The organism is Segatella maculosa DSM 19339 = JCM 15638, from assembly GCF_000382385.1.
In the GTDB taxonomy this organism is placed as follows: domain Bacteria; phylum Bacteroidota; class Bacteroidia; order Bacteroidales; family Bacteroidaceae; genus Prevotella; species Prevotella maculosa.
This window is the reverse complement of the sequence record NZ_KB908340.1, coordinates 1-26,602: the sequence shown is the minus strand read 5'-3', so window position 1 is coordinate 26,602 and position 26,602 is coordinate 1. Positions and strand designations below refer to the sequence as shown.

The 26,602-nt window shown below is 43.3% G+C and carries 16 protein-coding genes and 5 pseudogenes; 6 read left to right on the top strand and 15 right to left on the bottom strand.

Translation table 11 applies throughout. The features are described from left to right. Nucleotides 1-21: 21 nt before the first annotated feature. From H164_RS0112555 to H164_RS0112535, 5 genes are all read left to right on the top strand, one after another. Nucleotides 22-1,236, top strand: coding sequence for a glycoside hydrolase family 88 protein (locus H164_RS0112555; protein WP_019968946.1), 1,215 nt, complete (start codon nucleotides 22-24; stop codon nucleotides 1,234-1,236). A 75-nt stretch (nucleotides 1,237-1,311) separates the two neighbouring features. Next, on the top strand, nucleotides 1,312-2,376 hold the full coding sequence (locus tag H164_RS0112550; RefSeq protein WP_025830278.1) for a relaxase/mobilization nuclease domain-containing protein: 1,065 nt from the start codon (nucleotides 1,312-1,314) through the stop codon (nucleotides 2,374-2,376). A 665-nt stretch (nucleotides 2,377-3,041) separates the two neighbouring features. Then, a complete protein-coding gene (locus H164_RS0112545; RefSeq protein ID WP_019968944.1) occupies nucleotides 3,042-4,199 on the top strand; it encodes an FN3 domain-containing metallophosphoesterase family protein in 1,158 nt (385 codons plus the stop codon). Between the two features lie 289 nt (nucleotides 4,200-4,488). Beyond that, nucleotides 4,489-7,518: a SusC/RagA family TonB-linked outer membrane protein gene (locus H164_RS0112540; protein ID WP_025830279.1), complete on the top strand. Its 3,030-nt coding sequence runs from the start codon at nucleotides 4,489-4,491 to the stop codon at nucleotides 7,516-7,518. Nucleotides 7,519-7,535: 17 nt separating this feature from the next. Continuing rightward, complete coding sequence (locus H164_RS0112535) at nucleotides 7,536-9,119, top strand: RagB/SusD family nutrient uptake outer membrane protein (protein WP_025830280.1); 1,584 nt, start codon at nucleotides 7,536-7,538, stop codon at nucleotides 9,117-9,119. Between the two features lie 263 nt (nucleotides 9,120-9,382). On the opposite strand, the pseudogene H164_RS14675 reads toward H164_RS0112535, so the two are convergent. From H164_RS14675 to H164_RS0112505, 6 genes and pseudogenes are all read right to left on the bottom strand, one after another. After that, nucleotides 9,383-9,718, bottom strand: a pseudogene (locus H164_RS14675) (plasmid mobilization protein); the annotation flags it as partial. Nucleotides 9,719-9,895: 177 nt separating this feature from the next. Beyond that, a complete protein-coding gene (locus H164_RS0112525) occupies nucleotides 9,896-10,201 on the bottom strand; it encodes a helix-turn-helix domain-containing protein (protein WP_019968940.1) in 306 nt (101 codons plus the stop codon). An 18-nt stretch (nucleotides 10,202-10,219) separates the two neighbouring features. Next, a complete protein-coding gene (locus tag H164_RS0112520) occupies nucleotides 10,220-10,489 on the bottom strand; it encodes a helix-turn-helix domain-containing protein (protein ID WP_025830281.1) in 270 nt (89 codons plus the stop codon). 680 nt (nucleotides 10,490-11,169) lie between these two features. After that, on the bottom strand, nucleotides 11,170-11,649 hold the full coding sequence (locus tag H164_RS0112515) for a DUF1896 domain-containing protein (protein ID WP_019968937.1): 480 nt from the start codon (nucleotides 11,647-11,649) through the stop codon (nucleotides 11,170-11,172). A 52-nt stretch (nucleotides 11,650-11,701) separates the two neighbouring features. Then, nucleotides 11,702-12,970: a site-specific integrase gene (locus H164_RS0112510; protein ID WP_019968936.1), complete on the bottom strand. Its 1,269-nt coding sequence runs from the start codon at nucleotides 12,968-12,970 to the stop codon at nucleotides 11,702-11,704. A 4-nt stretch (nucleotides 12,971-12,974) separates the two neighbouring features. Continuing rightward, entirely contained in the window at nucleotides 12,975-14,195 is a 1,221-nt protein-coding gene (locus tag H164_RS0112505; RefSeq protein WP_019968935.1) for a site-specific integrase, read from the bottom strand. Nucleotides 14,196-14,482: 287 nt separating this feature from the next. Here H164_RS0112505 and H164_RS0112500 point away from each other — a divergent pair. Then, nucleotides 14,483-15,997: pseudogene (locus H164_RS0112500) on the top strand (helicase-related protein); the annotation flags it as partial. Between the two features lie 95 nt (nucleotides 15,998-16,092). Here H164_RS0112500 and H164_RS14665 read toward each other — a convergent pair. The 9 genes and pseudogenes from H164_RS14665 to H164_RS0112455 form a co-directional block, all read right to left on the bottom strand. After that, entirely contained in the window at nucleotides 16,093-16,764 is a 672-nt protein-coding gene (locus tag H164_RS14665) for a nucleotidyl transferase AbiEii/AbiGii toxin family protein (RefSeq protein WP_019968933.1), read from the bottom strand. A 120-nt stretch (nucleotides 16,765-16,884) separates the two neighbouring features. Continuing rightward, a pseudogene (locus tag H164_RS14660) lies at nucleotides 16,885-17,491 on the bottom strand (DUF6088 family protein). A 124-nt stretch (nucleotides 17,492-17,615) separates the two neighbouring features. Beyond that, nucleotides 17,616-17,795, bottom strand: a pseudogene (locus H164_RS15980) (IS982 family transposase); the annotation flags it as partial. 298 nt (nucleotides 17,796-18,093) lie between these two features. Beyond that, on the bottom strand, nucleotides 18,094-21,750 hold the full coding sequence (locus H164_RS0112480) for a YobI family P-loop NTPase (RefSeq protein WP_019968930.1): 3,657 nt from the start codon (nucleotides 21,748-21,750) through the stop codon (nucleotides 18,094-18,096). A gap of 198 nt (nucleotides 21,751-21,948) precedes the next feature. Next, a complete protein-coding gene (locus tag H164_RS0112475; protein ID WP_019968929.1) occupies nucleotides 21,949-23,202 on the bottom strand; it encodes an ATP-binding protein in 1,254 nt (417 codons plus the stop codon). 153 nt (nucleotides 23,203-23,355) lie between these two features. Next, nucleotides 23,356-23,634 carry a hypothetical protein gene (locus tag H164_RS0112470; protein ID WP_019968928.1) on the bottom strand — a complete coding sequence of 93 codons (279 nt, stop codon included), beginning with the start codon at nucleotides 23,632-23,634 and terminating at the stop codon, nucleotides 23,356-23,358. Between the two features lie 261 nt (nucleotides 23,635-23,895). Next, nucleotides 23,896-24,288 (bottom strand): annotated as a pseudogene (locus H164_RS14940) (transposase); the annotation flags it as partial. Between the two features lie 147 nt (nucleotides 24,289-24,435). Next, nucleotides 24,436-24,744, bottom strand: coding sequence for a helix-turn-helix domain-containing protein (locus H164_RS0112460; protein WP_019968926.1), 309 nt, complete (start codon nucleotides 24,742-24,744; stop codon nucleotides 24,436-24,438). Next, a partial coding sequence (locus H164_RS0112455) for a bifunctional DNA primase/helicase (RefSeq protein WP_019968925.1) occupies nucleotides 24,732-26,602 on the bottom strand: 1,871 nt, incomplete at its 5' end. The genes H164_RS0112455 and H164_RS0112460, both read right to left, overlap by 13 nt.

Here is a 26,602-nt window from a genome sequence, read left to right as displayed (position 1 = left end):
GCAATAAACCCACAAGACAAGATGATTACGAAGAAACTATTTTTTATGGCAGGCTTGGCCGTATTCCTTTCTAGCAGCAAACAATACGAAGCGATGACATCCGTTATCGACAGGGGCGTGAGGCGTTCTGCCGAACAAGCGATGTTTATGGCCAAAGCTATGGAGTTTGATAACGACAGTTTACCAAGGAGCTACACAGAACAAAGAGGGCTTATCAAGTCCGACTCGCATTGGTGGTGCAGTGGCTTTTTCCCCGGAGAGTTATGGTATCTCTACGAGGCAACAGGCAACCCTAAACTGAAAAGCTATGCGGAGATTTATACCCAACGTGTTGCCGACCAACAATACACCACTGATAACCACGACGTGGGCTTTATTTTGATGTGCAGCTTTGGCAACGCCTATCGCCTTACCCAATCTCCAAGCTATATCCCAATCTTGCTTAATGGGGCACAAGCACTGTCTACCCGCTTTAAACCTGTGGTGGGACTTATCCGTTCATGGGACACTAAGACAGACAAATGGCGGTATCCCGTTATCATTGACAATATGATGAACCTGGAACTATTGGAATGGGCAGCCCACCATTCCGACAGTATCAAATTCGCTAAGATTGCTTCTAGCCACGCCCGGTTGACAATGAAGAACCATTTCCGATGTGATTTTAGCTCTTATCATGTTGTATCTTACGCCCCCGAAACGGGTGCGGTGGAAAAGAAAAACACCCATCAAGGATATGCCCACGAGTCGGCTTGGGCACGTGGACAGGCTTGGGGACTCTATGGATATACGATGATGTACAGAGAAACGGGAGACACCGCCTACCTGAACCATGCCAAGGGCATTGCCCGCTTCATCATGTCGCATCCCAATATGCCTAAGGATAGAGTGCCCTATTGGGACTTCAATGCGCCCGACATACCTCATGCCAAGCGCGATGCTTCTGCCGCAGCCATCATGGCATCGGCTTTCATAGAGCTAAGCAGTCTGACAAAAGGTACGCCGGATTTCTCCAAGCAATGCTTGAATATCGCAGAGGCGCAGTTGCGGACACTTACTTCCGATGAGTACCTTGCGAAAAAAGGAACAAATGGAGGGTTCATCCTCAAACATTCTGTTGGCAATCTTCCCAAAGGAACAGAGGTCGACGTTCCGCTCACTTATGCCGACTATTATTATGTAGAGGCTTTGGTTAGATACAAGACACAGGTGTTAGGCAAGTGTTCACGAAAATAGCCACTGCGCAAAACCACCTTTTATCAGAACTGTACAAAGCTGCTTGTACAGCCACAACAAACCGTTTGTAGTGGGGTGATAGCGCCTGGAAGTACGGCTTTGGGCTATATTTTTAGAGAGGGCAAGTGCGGTAGTCGGCTTGCCGCCTTCCATAATCTTTGCAGCAGAGAACCAAAGGCTATCTATGAGGAAAAGAAAGTGGTCAGCGATTACAACACACGTTGCAGGAATAAGTTCCTACGCATTGAAATCGGTATCGCACCTCAGGGTGAGAAGAAATTACCCGTATCCAAACTTATGCGGATAGCCTATCTGTTTGCCAAACAAATGGGACTTGACAACCACCAATGGGTAGCAGTAACGCACAAGGACACCGATAACAGGCATATCCATATCATTGCCAACCGCATCAGTCTGTACGGAGAGGTCTATGATACCACTTTTGTAAGCAACAGGGCAGCAAGAGTGGCGGAGGAAATAAGTCGCTCGAAAGGCTTGACCATTGCAAAGGAGGTCAGGGCGGAAAGGAAGCATCAGAAAGCAAAAGCCAATCCTAAGAGAGAGCAAACAAAGAAAGAAGTACAGCAAATCTGTTATGCCTTGTTGGATAAATATAAAGGCGGTGGCATATCAGGGCACTCCATGTTTCTCTACGAATTGAACAAGAACAACATTATCATAGAGCGCATGAAGAACAAACAGGGAAAAGTCTATGGTTTGAAGTTCTCCTACTGTGGCCAGACATTCAAAGCTTCCGAAATCGGCAGGGAGTTAGGTTACCGCTCCTTGCAAAAGAACTTTGAGATAGCCAATAAAGCCGAAACAAAGGAGACGATAACAAAAGCTCACACAATAGCAGACAAGACTACAAAGAATAAAGTTCAATCAGGCACAGTCTATCAACTTATACCTCCCAGTCGTTCGTACGTACCGCCTGCAAAAGCAAATGACAGTTCATCCATTGCACAAGCCGTAGGCAATGTAGCAGGCGCCGCCTTGAATGCAGCTGAAGAAATGATTTTGGGAGCAGGTGGACTTATTAATCCACAGACGCACGGTGATGATTATGCCGAAATGGCATGGCAGCACAAACTCAGAAATCAAGCCAAGAAAAAGAAGAAGCGAGGAAGAGGAATATAATCATTCTCCTTATTTTTCAATCTTTCCAAACAACAGATGGAGCAAAAGAGCGAAAATCTTATCAAAAACGCTTGTTATTCAAAGCAAATGATTATCTTTGCAAATAGAATAACAAGCGTTCTTTGTTGATGCAGAAACATGCGACAGAAAGCACTTCGCTCGTTTCCAAATCGTTACCTGTTTAACTTACGCAATAAGGTAACTTCTTTATTTTCAATTAGATACATTTTAGGAATTATCTTGCACGGTAATATGGCTTATTTTAGCTTGTGGTTTATTGCAAACAGCGCATCATTCAGCAGAATTTTACGCCACTGTTTAGTTCGGTTTTTATAACTGTCTGATGGAAAGTGAATTACAAACCATCAAAATTCAGCGCGTATTTAGGATTGGGGAACGCTTCATTTCAAATACGCGAATCTCATGAAAGTAATTGTAAATATTTTTAGAATGACGCAAAGAAGAATCTTGGATGGGAGTTGTTGCCGGAGAAGCTCATCCGTGGGATACAGTCCAATGCCCGAAAAGCCCCGGCATCCGATACATAAATTCCAAAAAATGCCCGAAAATCAGCAATAACGGATAGTACTACCCGCGATGATTTTCGTATTACTTGCATGATATTTTTAGCGAAGAACACGATACATAAAATTAAATCAACGTATATGAAACATTTAGTATTTGGATTATTGTTGCTGTTTTCTGTCGGTGCCAAAGCCATTGAGGTGACGCATGGCCCTTGGATTTGCGACATGGACAGCACAAGTGTAACAATTGTTTGGGTGACCGACATGCCCGGAATGTCGTGGGTTGAGGTTGCACCCGATTCAACCGACCACTTCTATGGCAAGGCCCGACAGCGTTATTATGATGTGTTGGCAGGTCGAAAGGTGCTTACCGACAGCGTACATCGCGTACGAATAGAGGGTTTGAAGCCTGATACGAAATACCGTTATCGGGTATTTACGCAGGAAGTTGCCGAATGGCGATATGACGACTGGGTGACTTTAGGGAAGACAGCCTGCACTGATGTGTGGCGAGGCAAGCCTTATACATTTGCAACATTCCCAGCTCGGCCTCGCGAAATAACCTTCCTGGTGCTGAATGATATCCATGAACGTGCTAAGTTTATGAAAGACTTGTGTAAGAATATTGACTTCAATAAACTCGATTTCGTATTGCTCAACGGTGATATGTCGCATCGGTTGAGGAGTCAACAACACATGATGGAGGCCTATTTAGACACCTGTGTGCGTATGTTTGCAACCCATACTCCTCTCTTTTTCAATCGTGGTAACCACGAACTTCGCGGTCAGTTTGCCGACTATCTCTATCGTTATTTCCCCACGAAGAACGGGCATTACTATCGCTTGCAGCATGTGGCAGGCGTTGATTTTCTGTTTATTGACTCTGGAGAAGATAAGCCCGACGAGGATATTGAATACAGCGGTATTGTGAATTATGACCAATATCGCGAGGAAGAAGCACGTTGGTTGCGCAGTCTTCGCGAACAAAATAAGGTGGGAAAATATCCGTTGGTGGCCTTCTCACACATACCGCCAACGCTTCAAAATTGGCACGGCCCCTATCACATGCAACAGACATTGACCCCCGAACTCAATAAAATGAACGTATCGGTGATGCTCTCTGCACACCTACATCGGTATGGCTATCAAGATCCTAACGAGGTAATTAATTTTCCAAATCTCGTAAACAGCAACAACACCTATCTGCTTTGTCACATTGCAAACGGCAAGATGGAAGTGGATTATGTGGGCCTGAATGCCAAAGACAAGAAGCATTTCACGTTCCCATTGAAATAGAAAGAAAGCAAATAAAAGGCAACAAAGGGATGGATGGTAATTGTAAGGTCGGGCTTTATGCGTTCATATCATAAATTATACACGCCTGTATAATTGATGATATAAGTCTGTATAACCTGTTATGTGTACGCTTGCTCGTATCATTATTCTATAGAACGAAAGGAGGTAACAACAATAGACACAACTTAAACACACTCCCTGCTATTGGCTACCGACAGGATTGGAACGCGGTAGCCAAGCTTTTGAATCAAGAAACACAACAACCTACTTGTTAATACCGATTAAATACATGGACAGACTATCTTACAATCCTAAGCAAGAGAACCGTCGTAGCCCTCACTTTCCGCTACGAGGGATGCTCATTTGTTGCGCACTTTTAGGTATTCTATTTGCCTTTCAGCCAATTTATGCGCAACAACAGCCAACCAATACAACAGCCAAGAGCGTGTCGGGCGTAGTGAAAGATGCCTCAGGAGAGCCACTTATTGGTGCAACCATCCAGCAAAAAGGAACGGCAAATAAAACCATTACAGATACCAATGGACGCTTCACACTCAACGTACCACCCGGTGCTCCGCTTGTCATTTCTTACATTGGCCTACACGAACAAGAACTAAAGGCTACACCAAACATGGAAATCATGCTCGGCGACGATGTGAATGCCTTAGATGAAGTTGTTGTCGTGGGCTACGGAACGGTAAAGAAGGCCGACTTAGCCGGTTCGGTGTCGGTGCTCGATAGTAAGGCTTTCAAAGACCAACCGCTCACAAGAATCGATGATGCTCTGCAGGGACGTATTGCCGGAGTGCATGTTGTCAGCAGTGGAATCCCCGGTGGCGACATGAAGATTCGTATTCGAGGAGCAGGCTCTATCAACCGAAGCAACGATCCGCTTTATGTGGTTGACGGTATCGTTAGGGAGAGTGGGTTAACAGGTTTAGACCCTGAAGATATTCAATCTATCCAGGTTTTAAAGGATGCTTCGGCCACAGCCATCTATGGTTCGCGCGGCTCTAATGGCGTTGTTTTAGTAACAATGAAATCGGGAAAAGCCGACGTCAAGCAAATCTCTTTTGATGCTCAGTTTGGCTTTGCTGATATGGCGAAGCACTATTCACTGCTCGATGCCTACGAATTTGCTACGGCATACAACGAAGCTCATCCCGGAACATTTAACCAAACTGACTTGACGGCCTTTCAAAATGGCGAAAAAGGAACCAATTGGCAGAAGGCAATATCACAAACGGGATTCATACAAAACTATAAAGTGACACTGACGAATGGCAACAAAGACACGCAGTACTATCTTTCGGGCAATTACTTGGGACAGACTGGAGCAGTGAAGCGTAGTAAGAATGAACGCTATCAAGTGAAACTTAACCTCACATCGAATATCGCCAAATGGCTCAACATCACGGCAGATATCAATGCTTCGCATAATGTTAGGAATACTGTCAACTTCGGTGCCTCTAAAAACAACATTTTATGGGTTGCACTTAATTACTCGCCTGTGACGAATATCATGGATGAAAACGGAAAGTATTGTCGCGATTTCTATAATGCCATTACGGCAGATAACCCCGTTGGCACCTTGAATATCAATGGCGGACAGTATCGGAAAGATATCTTCAACGGGCGGATTGACTTGCGTTTTAATATCCTTCCGGGCTTGAGTTTCACCACAACCAACGGCGTTGACTATAATGATACGAAATACTACAGCTTCAGTTCAAAACGCGTTAGCGAACAGAGCCGGCTTAGCAATCGTGACGGGCAACGCATGACGCTGCAATCAACTAACAACCTTACCTATATCGGTCAATGGGGACAGCATAGCCTTACAGCCACAGGTGTGTTTGAAGCTACGCAATCAGAGTATCGCATGATGGGCATATCAGGCGAAGGTCTGCTTACAGAAAGCGTCGGATGGTGGAACATCGGACTTGCTAAAACAAAGACCGAGAGCAACGGTTATGAATCTTGGGCGCTCCTGTCCGGTGTTGGTCGCCTGATGTATAACTATGATAATCGCTATCTGCTTACCACAACTTTCCGTGCAGACGGGTCGTCGAAGTTCTTCAAAAACAAATGGGGATACTTCCCTTCTATTGCCTTAGCTTGGTCGCTTGGAAACGAAAAGTTCATGCAAAAGCAAGACATTATTCAAGATGCTAAGCTCAGATTGAGTTATGGATTGGTAGGAAGTCAGGCCATTTCTCCTTATGAAACCTTGGGATTAATGAAACAAGAGGGCTATGCCTTTGGTGGAACAACGAAATATACAGGATTTTGGACGGGAACAAGCCGTGCAACTCCCGATTTGACATGGGAGAAAACGCATCAGTTTAACGTAGGACTTGACTTTTCAACGCTCGCTCATCGGCTGCGTTTCTCCATCGATTACTTTAAGAAAATCACAAAAGATGGTTTGCTCAAAAAGACCCTTCCCCAATATGATGGCGGCGGAGATTATTGGGTAAACGCTTGCGAAGTGGTGAACAGTGGAGTTGATTTCAATATTGATGCCACCCTTTTAAGCCAAAAAGACTTCAGTTGGAATACTTCGTTAACGGGCACTTATCTCAAGAACAAGGTGACTTCGCTGGACAATATCCCATTCGTACAAGGCCAATCTCCATCTACGGGCTTGATAGGTGATGTGACTCGCGTCGTCGTTGGACAACCTATTGGCGCATTCTATCTCTATCAATGGACCGGATTAGATGCTACCGGACACGACACTTACGCCGACCTTGATGGTAGTGGTACAGTCTCTGAAGGTGATAGGACATTTTGTGGCAAGGCCAATCCTACGTTTACCTTTGGCTGGAACAACCGTGTTTCTTGGCGGCATTGGGATTTAAACCTGTTCTTCACTGCGGCTTTTGGGGCCAAACGTCTCAACTTAATGCGCTATTTTGCAGCTTCAATGAATGGTGCTTCCAAGTTTATCACATTGAAGGATGCCTATTATCAGTCGTTTGGAAAAACGGATAGCCCCATGTTTCCGGCTGTAACTGTCACCAATAACTACTATCAAGGAGCCTCTACAAAGTGGTTGGAGAAAGCAGATTACTTCCGTCTCGACAATATTACGCTATCATATTGCTTCACGAAACAGCAGACTCGGTTTACTGATATCCATTTATCGTTGAGCTGTCAAAATGTGTTTACCATCACCGGATATAAGGGATTAGATCCTTCAGGCATATCTTTTATGGATTCCTCTCAAGGGAGTATCGATGTCAACGACGGTATTGACATGGGGGCTTATCCGCTCACGCGCACCTTTACCTTAGGCATAAAAATGAATTTCTAACCTATAAAGCCAATATAATGAAACTTCTATCAATACTCTTTTCAGCATTGTTGCTGACCGTAACAATGACCTCTTGTAGTGATTTTCTTACTGAAAAACCAAAGGGGAAGCTAACTCCCGATAACTATTTCACGTCACAGGAGGAATTAGACATGGCCGTATATGCCTTATATAGTAAGGTTTGTGCCACTCAAGCGAGTTCATACCCTATGCTGATTGCATGGCAGGGAGATGATATTACCACCAATCCCGGTAGCAACAAACAGAACTTTGCCGATATTGATGCATTCCATCCTAGCGACGGAAACAATGGGGCCGTGTGGGCTTGGCGCACGTCTTATGTGGTCATTAAAGTGGCAAATGATATCATTAACCGCGCAGGCAAGACACCAACTACCGAAGAAGAAAAGAATATAGCCATCGGACAAGCGCGGTACTGGCGTGCGGTGAACTACTTTTTCCTTGTGAAACGGTTCGGTTCGGTTCCCATGAACCTTGTTGGTGACATTGATTATAACCGGCCTTTAGCTTCAGTTGAAGAGGTCTACGCACAGATCGTGGCCGATTTAAATGCATGTATCACTATGCTTCCCACAAAATATACCGACGAACCAAGATTCATTAGTGGTGCCAATATCTATGTTACGAAACAGGCAGCGCAGGCAACTCTTGCTGCTGTTGATATGGCGATGGCTGGCTGGCCTTTGCAAAAAGCCGAGCGATATGCCGACGCAGCGGCCCTAACTAAGGCTATAATTGATGGCGTGCAGGCCGGAACATACGAGTATATCTTAGAGTCAGACTTCAAAAACGTGTATGCACCGAGCCATAACTATACCAATGAAACTGTTGTTGGTATTAATTTCTCGGGAACATTCAAATGGGATGAGGACTCTGAATTATCGAAAAGCAACCTCTTTGAGTCGCTTGGTGGTTGGGGAGATGGCTGGGGTGAACTTTTATTTTGGAAAGACTTTCCTTCCGGCCCGCGAAAAGATGCCATTTATAATCCTAAGATTCTGAAAAACAATGGACGTAAAGGAGAGACCGAACTCTTAGATTGGTGGGAGGTAGAAGAGCGACATCCCATGTTCTCTATCTTCACTGTGGGGCCTGATAACGTTGATTATGACTATACAAAGCCCGCAGGATATGTCTCATCTAATAGTCACCGTCACCGTCTTATCCGTTATTCCGAGGTACTACTGTGGTATGCTGAGGCGCAATGTCGGGCCGAAGGTGCACCCAACACCTTGGCTTATCAGTGCATAAATCGCGTGCGTCAGCGTGCAGGACTAAGCCCTTTGCCCGCCGGAATGAATGCTTCCGACTTCATTGAGGCCTGCATTCAAGAGCACGGATGGGAAGTTGCCGGTTACATTCCTGCATTGGTTACGCGACGCGACGACCTCATGCGACTCAACAGATTAGAGCAAGTGTTCTACCAACGCAAACAAAATACTCCCATTACGGTTGTGCCTAACGTAACGTTGAAAGAGACTTTGCTCATCCCCGACAATGTAACGTGGCAAGGAGAAAAGACCATTTACCTGCCCTATCCTGCCTTAGATAAACAGCTTAATAGACAGTTAAAACGCTAAACATGTAGCTTATTGCAGATTTACTTCATAACACAATATAATGTATTAATTAAGCAGAATGTAGGTAATTTCCTTTTAATAAACACTAATTTAATGTAAGCTAGCCTATTAAAAGTTGTAGGAGTGGAATATTTATAACTTTATTTGTAGAAATCCAAATAGTTATAAAAATCCACACCTATGACTTTAGTAAAATCAAGGGCCTATTTCATCATTTGTTTTTGTAGAATTTCAATCTTGGTGGTGAAGTTTATAAGTTTCTATAACGATGCTTTTACACTTTTCTCTGTTGCATAAAGGCGCATCAATCGTACCACTTGACTATAGGTTGTACCAATTTTATGCACTTGGGTTGTGAGTTCGGAGAGCTTGCGGTAATAGTCCACGGCGAACTTATCCACCGTTATCACCTTGAAATGCTCACCTAATAATCTTGCGCGCACGAAATCGGACTTGGATTTTGAGTCTGACCTGTGATAGAGGTCTATCACCCGAAGTTGCTCTTTCGGATCGGGTAGTCGGACGTGCCAATCATCCCACTTGTCAGGCATATCACCATACCTTTTCACTACTCTTTTCCTTGATTTATCGCTTGCCATATACTCTTGTTTTGTTCTTCTAATCACGACTTCGGAGTGATTCAATTCCCCATTTGGGGCAAGGGTCTTTGTGGTACAAACGGCGGTTTGTGTTACAAAGACACACCTTGCCAATATTAAGAAAGGAACAGATAGGTCCTTGCTGGTTATTGCACTCATCTCTCTCTTCTATGGTCGTCATGACTTCTTGGGTATGGGGTAATAGTGCCTTTCGAGCATAGCTTGTATGTCACTCTGCCTATAAAGTATCTTGCCTCCGATTTTGCAGTAGGCTATCGTTTCGTTGTCCCGATAGTCCTGAAGTGTGCGGGTGCTCAGACGTAACAGACTGCAAACTTCCTCTCCTGTGAGGTAAACTTCTCCACCCAACATCGGGCGGGCAGTTGTGCAATAACGCTCCAGTTTCTTTAATATGCCCTCCATTAACTGTGCAAACATCTGCATCTGAGGGTCTTGCTGTGTAATAATTTCGTTCTCTGCCATAATTCACATTGTTTTAGTTCATTCATTGTTTGTATTCAGTAACTCCGTGATGTCGCTTTCCTTATAATAGCATTTATGCCCAATGATAGAGAAGGGTATCTTTCCCGTGTCCCGATAGGATTGCAGGGTGCGCTTGCTGATGCCGAGCCTGCGGCATATGGCTTCATTGTCGAGCCATTCGTCTTTTTCTGGCGGATTGCCGATAAGTTGTTCGATACGATGGATAAAGTTGGCAAAGTCGGAGCAGTGCCGATCCCATGCCTTGCGGTCGATGATGATAAGTTTCATTGCATTCATTTTGTTTTGATTACGTTGTTGTTACTCGGCAAACAAACTCATATACAGTCTGTTGCCGCTATTGTCGTGTGCAAAGATAAGTGCAGGAAAGCATAGAAAAAAGGAACGGAGAAAAGCAGGGAAACAGAGGGAAAGCAAAGGAAAACGTGATGTGTAAAAGACAAAAACAATGGGGAGATATAAATGATTGCGGTAATGAGAAGAGGTGCCGGTTCGTTTCATATCAACGAATATGGAAGCAACTAACTCTCGAACATTCGATTATTCGATATATCGAACGTTCTATTGTTCGTGAAATAGATTGTCCGAACGATAGACCGTTTGAGCGAATGTAAGCATTCTCTATCGAACAACAGAGAGATTGATAAATCGTCCGTGCGGTTGACAGGTAGAATATTTGTTTTATTGCTTGCGTCCAAAGAGCCTGAGTATGCCGTATTCTTGTCGTGCCTATACTCTCTACGGCAGTCCTGCCCTGCAAGGTTGGGAGAGATGAATACGACCGCACGGATATTGAGGATGGCAGTACCGACTTGAAAAAGAAAAATCCTACGGTGGAGATTCTTCTCTCCATCCGCAGGACTTGACCTTGCAGGGCAGATTGGCTGCCGTTGTACCTTTGCACGATAAGAAAACGGCATCAGGGACTTTGTGTGCGCCTTTGCTTACAACTACTTCGGACTTGCTCCCTCCGCCTGTCTGACCGTTGGCAGCTTATTGCTCTCGATGAGCAACACTATCGTGCCTGCGAGTTCGGTGTAAAGACGGTCGTATTGTTCGCTTGCGACAAATATGTCCGTCAAACCGAACTTGTCGAATATGGCTTGAACTGCCTTATTCGACAACAATATGGGCGCGAGTTTCTCGGGGAGCGGAGCAGGCAGTTCCCTTTCAAATTCGTTTTCCAAGACAGATACAAGCATGTCGTACTTAGAGAAGTGTAAGCCTTGATACAAGGTCTCGCTTGCCATACTCTCCGCTTCGAGGTGTGTGAAGCCCTGCGCCACCGCATTACAGTAAGCGGTAAGTGCCATATCTGCCCGTGCGGTGATAAATTCCATATCTTGCAATCTCTCAGGATGATGCTCATTGAGATAACTTCTTAACTTCAACTGAAAGTAGGAAAGTTTATTCTTGTTATTCTGTTTCATAATCGTTTGGTTTTCAATCGTGAATAATAAATGCTTGGTAATTACTTTCTTTTTAAGCTTGCTGCTTTACTGCGCTCTGCCTTGCAATCGACTCACAGTAATCCTCAAAGGCTGAATGCTCTCTATGAGAGAGTGCGGTCATATCCTCCTGTATCTTGTGGTCGGTTATCTTTCCGTAAATCTGTGTCGTGCCGATATTGCTGTGTCCGAGCATCTTACTGAGCGTTTCCATTGAAATGCCGTTGGAAAGGCAAATCGTGGTCGAAAAAGTGTGGCGAGCCATGTGAAAAGTCAATCCTTTCTCTATTCGGCATATCTGCCCGATGTTCACACAGGCAAAGGAAGCCTTCCTTATAGTGAGATTGGGGAATATCAACTCGTCTGCTTTCTTGTCCTTGATATAGATTGAAAGGATTTGCCTGGCAGTAGGTAAGAGTGGAATGATGGCTTCCACGTCGGTCTTCTGCCTTTTGATGCGGATTTCCTCCGTGCCGTCAGCATTACAGATGATATGCTTCGGCTTGAGCCGTTGCATATCCGCACGAGCCAGACCAGTAAAAGCACAGAATAGGAAGAGTTGCCTTGCACGTTCAAACTGCTTGTCTATGATTGGGGTTTGTAATACTCGCTGCAATTCCTCGGTTGTGAGATACCTGCGTGTGCGGTGTGGCTGTTCCGCCTTATAGTCCACAAAGGGGTCGATGCGGATGTATTTCTTCTGCTGTCCGATACCGATGAGCTTCCGCAGGAAGATGACCACTATCTGAATGGTGGCAAGGGAGAGGTTGCGTTCTGATTTGAGGTAGAAGTCCATCCCCTCAATAAAGCCATAATTCAACTGTGAGTATCGAATATCCTCCATTCCTAAGCGCTCACACAGATAGGACTCAATGAGTTGCGCTGCATAAATGTAGTTGGCAAAGGTCGGCTTGGCAACCGTTATTCCTACACAGGGACGCTTATCCTCGATGAAGAGCCGGGCTTCCTCCAAAAGAAAACCTTTGGGCTTGTCCTCTTCCAAAAGTTCACGCTTCAGCAGTTCGGCTGTGATGTAGCCACGTTGCCATACCAATTCTTGGTACTTGGTTTGTGTCTGTTCTTCTTTGGCTTGCAGATAGCGGTTGATATCCTTGCCCTCTTCACCTGTGCTCTTGCATCGTCCCTTACGGCTGTCCCAAAGATCGGGAGCGGTTTCCTTTCCCGTGCTGTATTGTACCTGTTCACCGTCTATGGTGATACGCCCCATAATCGGGCATTTGCCGTTCTTCTTTTGTTTGGAACGGTTGATATAAAAGAGTGTCTTGAATGTGCTTCGTGCCATAATGTCAAAGTTTTAAGGTGAATGTATCTTGTATGCGTTGCTGTACCTTCTGCATGTCTCGATGGATTCTCTCGGAGGAAACCGCAGCGTATATCTGTGTTGTCTGCAGATTGGTGTGTCCGAGCATACGGCTTACCGTCTCTATCGGTACACCTGCCGAGAGCGTGATGAGCGATGCAAAGGTGTGGCGGGCCATGTGAAATGTCAGCGGGCTTTCCATGCCGATGTTTCTCTGTATGTGATGCATGCCATTGTGGATAATGTCCTCTGTCGGTACATCAAAGATAAATCCCGCCCGTATTCCTCTGTAACGATTCATGATTGCCAGAGCAGGAGGAAGCACCTGTACACGGTACGGGGTCTTGGTCTTCATCCGCCTGCCCTTGATGCAAATCTCGCCCTCTTCCAAGACGATATTTTCCTCCCGAAGATTGCGCACATCGGAGATTGCCAAACCTGAAAAGCAAGAAAAGATGAACAAATCACGGACGATGCGGTAGTTCTCCCACTCAATCTCCAAGTCAATTATCTTTTGTAGCTCGTCTTGCGTGATGCTTCTCGGCTCTCCCTTAGGGCGCTCATAGCTGTAACCAAAGAAAGGATAGAAGTCCAGTGCGCCTTTCTTTACCGCCATGCGGACAATGGTCTGTAAAGTAGACAAGGTACTCGATATGCTGCTGCGTTTCAGCTTTCGGTCAATGGTGAGATAATACTCGAAGCCCTCGATAAAGGACTTGTCCAGTTGTGAGAGTGGAATGTCGCTTACTTTGTGCTTCTTCTGCACATACTTACGGAGCAGGGAGAGCTGGTAGGTACGTAGTTTGAACGTCTTCAAGGCTCGGTCGATACCTATGCGCTCCTTTGTCTGTGTGAGATACTCCCCGAAACTCTCCAAGAGCAAGGATTGACGGTGAATTTGCCCCTGATAGGCATCCCTCACGTTTGTGGCGGTAAAAGTTTCTTCTCTTTCATTGAGTTCGTGAAAGCGTGCATGGATGAGTGCAGTGCATTCACCGAGTTTCTGATTGACAGACACCGCCATTGCACTCTTGCCGACGAGCCGTTGCTTACGACTGTCCCAAAGAGTGAGCGGAGTCTTGCACTTGGTAGAAAAGCCAGAATGGGTTCTGCCTACTGAGATGCGCCCGATAACAGGCACAAGTCCTTTCTTGTCGGTTCGTTTCGCCTGAACGAAGAACGATACTTTCAGTTTGTTTTCCTTCATTTTTTTGTCATTTTTTCTAAATTTCCTTTGCTTGCAAAGGTACAGATGAACAAGTATTCCTGAGCGATGCAGAAAAATGAAAGATGAGGAATAAAAACCTATGAAACAGTTGTTTATCTTCAATTCGTAACCCCTTTTTGCTTTTCCCTTGATGGGTTACGATTTGGTAACGGAACTCCTGCCGTTTGATGCTCGTTTTCGCTTACCCCAAAAATAGTAAGAAAAAGCTAAATAATGATATTTCAAATAGTTACATTCCCTGTATTTCCCTCTGTTTCCCTTAATTCTTAGCTACTGATTATGCCCGCAAGATGAGCCTTGACCTACGCATGATAGATGAAAATGGATACTCAGATCATATCGACAACAAGGCAAGCCATTGTGCCAAGATGCTCAATGACTATTACCAAAAGTACGATGCACAGAAAGGAACGCAGTTCGTATTTTCGGACTTGGGAACTTACAAGCCTGGCGGAGAGTTCAACATCTATTCGGAAATCAAGCGAAAGCTGGTGGAAGACTACCATATCCCGTCCTATGAGATACGCTTCATTCAGGAATGTAAAAACGAGAAGGCTAAGAAGGCAATGGTAGATGCGATGAACCGTGGAGATATTCGTATTATTTTCGGCTCTACATCCATGTTGGGCACTGGTGTGAACGCACAGCAACGTGCCGTGGCTGTCCATCATTTGGACACGCCCTGGCGACCATCGGACTTGGAGCAGCGCAACGGGCGTGCCGTGCGCAAGGGAAACCTTATCGCCAAGGAATTTGCGGACAACAAGGTCGATGTGATTATCTATGCCGTGGAACGTTCCTTGGATAGCTACAAGTTTAACCTGCTGCATAACAAGCAGCTCTTCATTAATCAGCTAAAAACAAACACGCTTGGTAGTCGTACCATCGATGAGGGTTCGATGGATGAGGACAGCGGCATGAACTTCTCAGAATATGTAGCAGTACTTTCGGGTAATACCGACCTTTTGGAGAAGGCAAGGCTGGACAAGAAGATTACCACCTTGGAATCCGAGCGCAAGAACTTTCTCCGTGAGCGTGATGCCGCAACGGGCAAGTTGGCAGAGATTGACAGTTCCGTGTCTTTCCATACAGACAAAATCAAGGAGGCACAGGCTGACCTGGCTCTATTTGAGCAGCGTGTAGAACGTGATGAGGAAGGTACACCTATCAATAAACTGACAATCAAAGGTGTGGAAGACAGTACCGACATCAAGGTCATAGCTGCACGTTTACAAGAAATAGACGAAAAAGCTCGCACCAAGGGCGAGTACAACAAAATCGGTGAGATTTACGGCTTTTCCATTATGGTCAAGACAGAGAGCACTTCCAAGGACTTGTTCGACTGCTCGGTGAACCGCTTCTTTGTGAAAGGGCAGGAGTCTATCTACTACACTTACAATAATGGAAAGTTGGCAACTGATCCTAAACTCGCGTGTCAGAACTTTATAAATGCCTTGGAGCGTATTCCAAAGGTGATAGAATCGCATGAGAAGGAAATGGAAAAGGTAGCAGCCAATAAGGATGTTTACATTACCATTGCAAACGGTTCGTGGAAGAAAGAGAACGAGCTTCGTGCACTTAAAAGTGAGGCTGCGGAGCTGGATAGAAAGATTGCCTTAACACTTTCACCTCCTGAAGAGGAACAAGATGCAAAGGAAGAAATGAAACAAGGAGAGGGCTTGTCCGGCAACAATCATTCTGTCGGGAAAGGGAATGATAACCTTTCTGTTCAGGATTTAGAAGAGGAGAAACATTCGCAGAGTTTTAGACCGAAATGGTGACATTATCTTTAATGTCATTTCTTAGTTTTCCCCGTTAGATTTTGGCAAATAACGCTTGTTATTGCCAAAATCTAACAGATTACTGGTGTTGTTTACTATTTGCTTATCCTAAACCTTTCTTGAAGTTCGGATAGTGCATCTAATAGTTCTTCAAATGAAGGTTTTTTCCCATAAATCATTGATTCCATCATTGCCTGATAGTCTGATTTCCATTCTTCAAGAATATCTTTCCGGGGGACAATCTGGAGACGTTTGCGTACATCGGGAGTATAATCCACATCTTTCACTGAAGTATAAATTTCTCTATGGTGACGAATAGATTCCCATAATGCATCATCTGCAATGGCTTTCTTTGCAAAATCTTTATTCATCATAACGTAAAGGTCATAAAGATGTCGGCTCTTGCGCTCTGCTATCATTCCGTGTCCGGGAATGGAGAAGAGTTCGTGAAGCAAGAACGCCTTTTCAAGGAATGTCTTTGCGGGAATAGCAGTATGAATGGCACTGTCAGCCAATGGTGTAATCGGAAGATGCTCTCCAATAATACTTTTAATTTGTATTGATTCTGTCGGTTCAAGCAATGAACGTGCACTCACTTCCAATACAATATCAGGGCGGAGATATGTAAGCCCCTTGTCAAAAACTGATTTATAGTGAAGATAAATCTGACGTGGCTCGGGATAGGTGGCGTCACCTTCGCCATTGGGTTGAGCATTAACTGTGACAAACGACTGCAAGCCTTGTCTTTTTAGTTCTTCACAAATCATAGGGGTTAGTTCCTCTAAAACAAAAAGCGATGATGCCTTGCGCAATTTCTTGGCAACCCTACCTTATGTGCAACCGATTCATAGACACTTTTCCGTTGTGAGTCGGATAATCCAAGAAACCTATTCATATAGACCAACTATAAATTCCCTTACCTTTGAAGGCATCAGTTTGAGGTCGGCAATTTGAAGGTGAGGATTTTCGTTTAACTTCATTTTAATGGTAGCAACCTGCTCATCTGTCAGATTCTCTACTTTCCAGTCTTTAAGGGCTGTTGTTAAGAGAAGGGCCAACCGGCTACGGATGGAAAAATATCTGGGAGAGGCACGCTTGAATTTTATGTTTTTCCCCTCGCCAAGATTTAGGGTACGTGAGACACCGTCGGTTAAGTAAGCTACGTTCATCGGTATCTGTTGAGTCAGTCCTAATTGGTATTGGGCATAAAGCCCCGTTGGGACAATTCTTGCGCCATCCCTTTTTGCCATTGCTTTGGCAATATCTTCAAGTGATGGAGGAACCACTCCAAGCCCATATACCTTTTCTATTTTAGGGTAGCAATAGATGCCACGTGCCACCCTAATCATCAGTCCTTTTTCCGTGAGGCGCTCCAAAGCCTTATTAACGGCATCTCGATTGCCATACGAAATAAAATCCCCTACAAAAAAACACAGAGCCACGTCCGCATTTCTTTGATTTTATAAGTATTTTACTTTCAATACTTTCTATCATAATTATAAATGTATTTTGTCGCGAAATAATGCATTATTCGAGACAACAAAGGTACATATAAAATCTCATAATCAGTACAAAAAAACAGAGAAAAGTACGAGCTTGGCGAGCCATACAGGTGTTCGCTGTCGACAAACGAAATGCCGGTGTATCCGCCAAAGGCATAGAGCTTCATGAACAGCATCATCTTGAAGAAAACACGTGGTATGAGTTCCACGAATCGATTGTAGGAAACGGCATTCGGAAACTCCTGTCTTAGTTGCTAACCAACGCAGCAGATATAGTACCCCTTGATGTTCCTATATGCTTGACTAACATCGTTCAAAAGTTTTGTAATCTATTGATTTTCATCTATAAAGATGCAAAAAAATGGCAAGATTACCAACTTTTACAAGACTTTTCTTATCCCGAACTCGCATAGTGAATATAACAAAAAGTGTTTAGGAAAATCGGGAAAAGACATTCATTAACTTTCTATTATGCTTGAAAAATTCAAGAACAGATGCTCCTCTAAACGATAAGGTGATGGATTTCTATGGTTCTTCTCCATGAAATCTATTACCTTACTGCACCTTGCCAACCATCTTTCTTCCTGTGTCATGCTAACTATGTTTGAAAGTCACATAAAACTGTCCCTCTTTTTTTTCCACCTTACTTATATAATGCCCTTTCTTTTTTAGGTAGTCCAACAACGTGGAATTATGTTCATTTATATCAAAGCTAGCCCAACCACGAGCATAGGTTAATTTGTGATACTCACCTCCTAATCCATCTATAAGTTTGTTTTCTAGTTCAGTATTATATTCCCATGCAGCATTGCACTTATTAATGAGGGTTATCTTTTGTTCCCAACTATCCCCACCTTGATAAATAGTTAATGCTATTACTACTAAATCCTTGTTAGCCCCATCAACACCACACTGGTTATAATAGAAGCAAACCAGTTTAGCCAATTCCCATGCATCCTGACTCTCTTTCGTTATAAACAAGCATTCATTTAGGAATCGTTTCTTTTGCTCCAGCGTCAGCTTACTATTAAGGATACGAACACCCATACTATTCCTCATATACTCTTTCCACTCAATTGTTTCATCATCCATGAGTGCATCATAGTGAAGAATGAGATAATCATCCGCTACTTGATCAGAGCAGTTAACATTCAAATGCTTAAATATTTCTGAGTCTGCACTCACTTTTTTCTGTCTTATTACCTCGGCTATTCTTTCATCATCCATTTCTCCAAGTTCAACTAAGGTAAATGTCATATCAAAGCTACGCAGCAACTTCACAAACTCAAGTATGGGTTGTTTCTCACCGGTAAATAATTGTTCATGCATCAACGTTACCAGGTTCTCATCCCCCACACACCTTTCTTTTGACAGTATGGTAGCATGTCTTGTCAAATATTCGTTCAGAGTATCATCCAAAGTTCCTAACACTTGATAAGCGCCAAGAACGCTATGCCATGCAACTGCCAGCTTATCCGCAGCCAGAATCAAGCCCACTGCTCTTGTGTCAAGGTCGCTTACATCATCAAAATCATATAATTGCTGGCTAAGATATTGTGTCAACCATTCATCATCGCCAACCGCCTCCTTTATCATATACACCAGCGTCTCTTTACTCTCCTCGTTACAACTCGTTTCAAACCATGTGGCTATGGTCTTCTGGTTATTTAGCAGATATTTCTTCAACTTGTCATTTGACAGTTTAAAAATAGCCGTCATTGGTTTCTTAGTCAAACTATCACCCAAAATAACACCAAGATTTTTTTTACTAATCACGAATCCCTTATTAGTCAAACAATATTCATATAAATCCTGTGATTCTTTGCTGGGTTTTACGAGTGTTTCAAAGCATAGATTGTACTTATTAATAAACTTCTTTAGTTTGGCAAGCTTATAGAACTTAATACTAGAATGCAAGAACTCATATTTACCCTCAAGATACTTTATCTCTTCATCATTCAGTTTTATAGAGACGGGAGACTCTCTGAAGAAGAGTCTCAGTAATACATCACTATTCTCGGTTTTTTCTTGTCCCTTAATGATGTTAACACATGAATTCCAGCCTTCAAACACACGAGTAAAGAACTGATCGTTAACTTTTTCCGACATTTGGAAATAACTCACGATAAACTCAGGATTCTTTCGAGCGGTTTCTATGAAACTCGTCAGGAAATGTTCCTCTTTGTTATCAAGCAAGTAGTTCAGAATATCATAGTTAAGGATACTATTATTCTTAAAATCTTCAACTCTAAACTTGCGTATTACACTTTTGACATTATTTAGTTTATGATCGTACGCCCGTTCAGTACCCTGTAAAACAGCATTGATAAACTGATAATCGCTCTCAGATGTAGATCCTTCATAGAATTTTGAAATATAGAGATAGTAATCTTCAGTGATATACCCGCCATAAATCATGGTTAATAGAGTATCTACCATTTCATTATTCATGGTCTTAGACTCATTTTCTTTGGCCGTGTACTCTTTGACGTATATCTTATTGAAAATCACACGGGCTTTTTCTCCCCCTATCTTTCTTAAGACTTCCCGTAAAGCAGTATTCTCGATTACCTTTATCTCCTTTTCGAGTTTCAGCCTTTCATCGTTGCTCCTATTATATGCTTGTGAATGCTCATCAATGGCCTCATAATAGCCTATATCCTCCGTGACTTTCTTCTCAATCTCATCAAATTCGAAATTATAGGTCATACTGCCAATTTCCTCACGGTTATGGTCAGTGTAAGTATATCTATCAAACTCATCGTTAATAAACAGTTCAAAGAGATTATCCCTACTTGCCACCTGTCCCAAGGTATAATCATAGCCGTTTTTTATCAGAGTCGTAACTTCAACCTGATCGTTTAGTTTTTCAAGGTATTGTTTTCTAATATTGATTATCTTCTCCCGTGCCTCATTCATACTTTGAATTGAGGCATTTGCTTTCTTCCTTATTTCCTTTGTCTCGTCTTCACTAAATAATAACTTGTTCTTAAAAATCGCATAAAACAATCCCTGCTTTAAATATGCCTTAGCAAAATCTTGTGGGAACAGGTTCTTATAAACAATAACTGCAAGCAGTTTTTGTTCGTAGTTCTCGTCATCACCACTTAAATGCGTCTTTAGACTCTTCTGGAAAAGCGTATATTCATTTACTATGTTCTTCAACTCACGCAGTCCCGTCACCTTACTCAACAACTGTTCCAGCACCGGCGTATCTACGGTTTTAAATAGACCTTTACTCTTATACTGTTTAATCAGATAGTCGGTCACATTGTAATGATCCATCACAGGGACAACCGCAATAATATAGTCAAAGCATTTTGTCCTAAGCTCCCTGGTAAAGACATCATCCCTAATTGCATATATGAACCGAACAATACGCCTCCGCTTCTTAAACGTTTCCGACTCATTAATCAACATGTCCAGCTCTCGGATCTTCAAAAACAATTTGTCAGAATTATCTAATCGGTCTAAGTCTTCAAACAGTATATAATCATATTGGTTTTCTTGTATGATAAAGATAATCTCATCCAGATACTTATTGAATACGGACACATCCACATCTGCTGATGCTTCCAACTTAACACCATTTGCTTCAATTTTAATATTTCTGAATTGATTTAGCTTCAAAGCTGTTATTTTGCCAACCCAGAACAGGAACCAAACCAAATAGCCTACTGAACAAGCATCTGCAATAAGGTTAATCCACCATCCTACCTTCTCTCCAAAAAATCTATAATAGCCATCGTAGAAGCTATCAATTCTTAAAATGGAAGGTTCAAATGCTATAACAAAACAAGCTAAAGCAACAAGAATACAAATGATGTATTGTTCATAATTTCTCACGACCGGTTCGTGGATGCGTTTAAACCCAGAATGTGATATCTTATTTTTGTCGCATTTATACAGTAGATGCTGGACTATCTTGTATTCAATCTCATTTGAATTCTGATCTTCATTTTCAGAAGGTAGAGAAAAGGTTGACATGGAAATACGAAAGACTTTATTCGCTATTCCCATTTCATCTATACAGGTATTAGCAACAGAACTCTTACCGGAGCCATAATGACCGGTAATAGCAATATTCCTGGAATCGCTTTGCTCCAAAGCAAACTTCAGGTCATCCACGGCAAGGTGAGATGTGTCACCCACAGGTATGTTACAAGGTGACAGAAGAGTTCGATATTCCTTAGGCATCTCTTCATCTTGAGCCTTACCCACTTCTTGTTTTTTAGATTCCTGTACTTTCATTCCTTAATTCATAACCTTTAATCAAAATAAAGTATTGAAAATCATTATGTTATCAAAATTGTAATTAGCAAAAGTCGACATTTTTTACAAACTTTCGCAAATTATATAGACAACCACCGTTCACCCTGCGTCATATTCCGTCCTTCCTTACCACCGTTCCTCTGTGGTTTCAGCATCCTTCGGATGTCTCACCCGAAGTTACACCTCTGTCAGCCATTTCCACACCGGCACCACGGGTATTCCCTCTTCCGTGCCCTCCTCATCATATGTAATCAGCAGACACTTCCAGTCCTCGTGTGCCTTGGCATACTTCACCAGTGGCGGCAACTCCCTGTTGTAAGTGGTCTCATCCTTGATGCTGTAGGACACCTGTATGGCTAGCTTCTCGTCAGGTACTATGAAGTCTATCTCCTTGTCAGCATTCAGATAATACACATTCTCCTTGCCGTATCGTCTGAATAGTTCCACCGCCACCATGTTTTCCAGTAGCGACGTCTCTGAGTTCATCAAGAACAGATTCAGCAATCCGTTGTCTATAAAATAATACTTCTTTTGCGTCTCCTTCTCCGTCAGCTTCCCAATCTCATTCTCCATGGGCAGTATTAGCCAACTGTCAGCGGCATAATCCGCATAGTCTATCGTAGTAGGCACACTGATGGGTGACCCTGTTGCCACTATCACGTTCTTCAGCCTGTTATACGACAGCGGTTGCTTCACGCTCTCTGCAATCTTCTTAATCAGAATGTTCAACACCCTGTCGTTCTTAATGTTGTTTCGGGCACAGATGTCACCCAGGTAGATCTTCTGGTACAAACTCGAAAGCATAGCCCTTTTATTCTTGAATGACAATATCTCTGGCAGACCGCCGTAATAGAAGTACTCATTCAGATGCCGCTTTACTTTGCTTCTCTGGATAGTGTCATACTCCCAATGCTCCCTCAGTTCTACCTGCTGCGCTGCCAGATACTCTTTGAACGAATATGGGTACGCATCATAGATAAAGAACCGTCCGCCCAGCGTAGTTGCCACTTCCTTGCTCAACATCTTCGCATTACTGCCCGTCACATATACCCTGTATTTCGCATCAGTCAACCTCCGCACGAACTTGTCCCAGTGCGGAATATTCTGCACCTCGTCCAAAAACACCACCGGCTTCTTACCATACAGTTCCAGATGGGCTTCCAGCAGACTGTTAAAGTCTTCCGTCTGGAATTCCGCCAGACGCTCATCCTCAAAGTCCACAAACAGAATCTCGTCCCATCCCTTTCCTGCCGCCTGCAGCTGACGCACGCGCTGATACAGCAGGTACGACTTACCCGCATGTCTCACGCCAACTATCACATAGTTGCCATTCTCTTCAAAGTCTGTGGGGCGGTGCGTAATCACCGCCTCATCCACTTCGCGTTGCTTACTAATCAGGCACTGTTTGATGACATCTTTACTGACACCCATATAAATTATATTTAATAAGAATCGTACAATCTTATAAAGTTTGATTTACAAAATTAGGTATTTTCTATAAAACAAAATTGATAATCTTCGGTTTTTTACAATACTTTTACACTTTTTGTCGTGAATCATTATTTTCCTAGACCTATACTTGTGCTAGGGTTTGCCTATTGTATTTGGCATTGCCCTAAACACTTCTGTCAAATACGATACAATCCTTCTTCCACGTTGCCACTTTGAACTCTTGGAGGCGTCGAATTGTTTCTTCTCGTACAAAATGAAAGAATCAACTCCCTGGGCTGGATTATACTTGTATTTCTTCCCGGAGAAGTCGCAGATGGCAAGGAGAAACACAACAAAGGCAATATCTGGATCAAGATGGCGAGAACGGATGAGTTCCACCTTGATGTAGGCTGTGTTGTATTCGTGTTCCATATTGTTGAGTTATGAGGACGGTGTAAGCAATTTACGGCATTCAGCAAGTACATATGTAGTCCAAAGTTGAATATACGTTCAAGACAACTGAAGTCATTGTGCTCCATTTTTATCAATTCCACAGAGAAACGTGAGTATTCTTCTGGATGTTTCTGCTTCCAAGAATATACTCGATCTGGCGCCTCCTTCATGGCAGTCTTTTAAAATCTTCAAATGGTCTCATGCGAATAATAATATAATATACACGAGTTCGGGATAAGATCAATATGCAAAGAGCTCCAATTGTCCTGATTTCTCTATCTGTACTGGTAGTGCCTCCGGTTTATTGTCAAAGAAGCAGTATGCCGTGAGTGCCGAGCACAGATTCATCATAAAGTTGTGTATGGACCTATGTCGCGAATACACGAGATTTGCTTTATTCTTAAGCAGCTCGTTGATACACTCGATAATGTACCTCTTTCTAAGCAGTAGTTCGTCCCATATGGGCATGAGCTTGTCCTTCATATTTGCCTTTAGACCATGTACGAGATGGACTCCCTGGTTGAAGAGACACCCAAAGAAGTCCTTCTTTATATATCCTCTATTGTAGGGCAATCGCAGGTTTTTATCCAACTCAGCATTCAAATTCTTATCAGACTCATCGATAATACAGAAAATTTCAGTGACTCCGTTCTTTGTAATCTATTGATTTTCACCAACAAAGACTAAATTTTGGTAAGATTACCAACTTTTACAAGACTTTTCTTACCCCGAACTCGCGTAGTTACATAACAAAAAAGAGGAGAAGTATATCCAAAGCACCTACCATTCCTCTCGCTTTCGTACCATTTTATCTATCTCTTCCCAAAGAAAAAGCAATCGTCCATTGGCTTTGAGATAAGGGATTTTTCCTGCCCAAACCCAGTTGTAAATAGTTTTTTGTTCTACCTTCAAGATTTTTGAGACATCTATGATGTCCAAGTATTCCGGTCTCAATGGAGGGTGAACGGTTGTATCTATTTCCTGTTCCCGCAGGACGAGCAAACGGTCGAGCTTATCTTCCACATTCTTCAGTTTATCAAACAGGCATTTCTGCCATGTGTCTTCAGATTGTTGGTCTAAGTATGGCATAGTTCCCCTTTTTGATAATTTCCATTTACATCTTGTGTCAAGATACGTTGTTCTTTCATATAGGCGATGTATTTCTTCGCGGTCCTATCCTTGATTTCCATTTCACGTATCAGAACCTCACACAGTTCTTGGTATGAGAGTTTGAGAGAACTTCGGAAAGCCTCTCTAATAACACCAATAAGTTCATCGGTCTTGCGCTTTTCCTTGTCTTCCTTGGACTTCTCACCACGATAGACGTGCATATCTTCACCCTTGTCCCAGCCAAAAAGCATCATCGGTACGTCCAGCGGACTTCCGTCACGGACTTTCAATGCTTTTACCACCGAGTATTCCGGATTGTCGTCTTTCTCTATGGAAAGAATTCCCGCGGCTTTGCGTTGCAGCTCGGAACCGATGTGACCACGGAGCTTAATGCCATTCGGCACAAAGTGCAGCACGCAGATGATGCAAGTATTATATATGCCAGCTAAACGGTACAACTCATCTACAATGGCAATACTTTCCGTTTCATCGTTGGCGGAACGTATCAGGTCGGCTATGCCGTCAATCACTACAAGATGGATACCTCCATGCTTATGATGAAACAAATCCATACTCTCACGGATAAGTTTCAGTCTGTCTTTACGGGAGAGCGACGCAAGATACAGGGAGTGGTAAAACTCCGGTACGGTTTTCAATGAAGCACGTTGTAAGGTCTTACCCAAATTTTTGTGCAGTTGTGCTTCGGACTGTTCCGTATCATAGTGCAGGACTGCCAAGCCTTTGGGATTGGCGGTAATCTCCAATCCCAAGGTCTTCTCTATCGGCAATCGTTTTTCTCCCAATGTTCCGGCAAGGATGGCACCAACATAGTTGCTCTTGCCCGTACCCTCACCTCCGGTAATGCAGAACAGATTATCCTGCGTACCGAGTGGAACACCATTCACAGCCACAACCGATTTGGAAATGTCCGGTGGATTCTCATAATCAATTTCACAGGAACGTAACATCATCATAGTTTGGCTATATAGGTCTGAGAACATCTTGGCAAGCAGCTCTTTCAATTCCTTTGCCCCGTTGCCCAAGGCAAAGAAATCTGAAATGTCTTTTTCAGACTTCGTGCCACTTAGCGGAAGTGAAAGGTTCAATACCTTGTATTCTGCCAGATATTCTGCTTGTCTGTGACTCTCGCGTACGCCTGTCTCGTCAGCATCATACAGAAGTATGATATGTCGAAAGCGAAGCTGAAGGCTCTCGATGATGCTTGTCGGTATCTGTGCCGTTTCACTGTTGAAGCAGATTGCATTGAAGCCGTGTGCATACAATGAGAGTACATCCTTTTCTCCACCTGTTATGAAGAGCATATCGCCTTTAGCGGGAATCTGCTCCATACCGAAGCAATAGGTGGCAGGCATCCGTCCACCATAGAGAAAGCGGATTTTCGGACTGTGAGGTCGGTATATCTTTACATAGCCGTTTCCAATATAGGCAAACATAGGTTCCGTAGGTGAGCCATAAAGTTCAAACTTACGACCTTCAGCAGAAATACTCTCATAGCGTTTAAGACTCCGTACCCGAAAGCGTCGGAGTGCATCCTCATGGATGCCATAATGCGCCCAATAGTTCAGCAGCCCGTCATCAAAAGGCTGTATCTCAAAACTGTATGGTCGTTCTTCCGTATGCTTGGGCATATCAGTCTCAGGACTGAAGCCGATAGTTTTTTTGTATGACTGTGTTATATGCTTGCTATGCTGTTCACCATCACATAAAGAATACAATCCAAGTTCTTGTACTATGGTTTCCAGGACCTCGGGAAAACTTGTTTTCAGGTTTAGGCCACGCATAGTTGCTACAAACCAAAAACAATCTCCCGAATAGG

Bases quoted from the DNA above. Each gene is read 5' to 3' on its own strand.
- H164_RS0112520 (WP_025830281.1), bottom strand. From the start codon at position 10,489: ATGAAACTTATCATCATCGACCGCAAGGCATGGGATCGGCACTGCTCC.
- H164_RS0112535 (WP_025830280.1), top strand. From the start codon at position 7,536: ATGAAACTTCTATCAATACTCTTTTCAGCATTGTTGCTGACCGTAACA.
- H164_RS0112470 (WP_019968928.1), bottom strand. From the start codon at position 23,634: ATGGAACACGAATACAACACAGCCTACATCAAGGTGGAACTCATCCGT.
- H164_RS0112555 (WP_019968946.1), top strand. From the start codon at position 22: ATGATTACGAAGAAACTATTTTTTATGGCAGGCTTGGCCGTATTCCTT.
- H164_RS0112515 (WP_019968937.1), bottom strand. From the start codon at position 11,649: ATGAAACAGAATAACAAGAATAAACTTTCCTACTTTCAGTTGAAGTTA.
- H164_RS0112480 (WP_019968930.1), bottom strand. From the start codon at position 21,750: ATGAAAGTACAGGAATCTAAAAAACAAGAAGTGGGTAAGGCTCAAGAT.
- H164_RS0112540 (WP_025830279.1), top strand. From the start codon at position 4,489: ATGGACAGACTATCTTACAATCCTAAGCAAGAGAACCGTCGTAGCCCT.
- H164_RS14665 (WP_019968933.1), bottom strand. From the start codon at position 16,764: ATGATTTGTGAAGAACTAAAAAGACAAGGCTTGCAGTCGTTTGTCACA.
- H164_RS0112525 (WP_019968940.1), bottom strand. From the start codon at position 10,201: ATGGCAGAGAACGAAATTATTACACAGCAAGACCCTCAGATGCAGATG.
- H164_RS0112460 (WP_019968926.1), bottom strand. From the start codon at position 24,744: ATGCCATACTTAGACCAACAATCTGAAGACACATGGCAGAAATGCCTG.
- H164_RS0112475 (WP_019968929.1), bottom strand. From the start codon at position 23,202: ATGGGTGTCAGTAAAGATGTCATCAAACAGTGCCTGATTAGTAAGCAA.
- H164_RS0112510 (WP_019968936.1), bottom strand. From the start codon at position 12,970: ATGGCACGAAGCACATTCAAGACACTCTTTTATATCAACCGTTCCAAA.
- H164_RS0112545 (WP_019968944.1), top strand. From the start codon at position 3,042: ATGAAACATTTAGTATTTGGATTATTGTTGCTGTTTTCTGTCGGTGCC.
- H164_RS0112505 (WP_019968935.1), bottom strand. From the start codon at position 14,195: ATGAAGGAAAACAAACTGAAAGTATCGTTCTTCGTTCAGGCGAAACGA.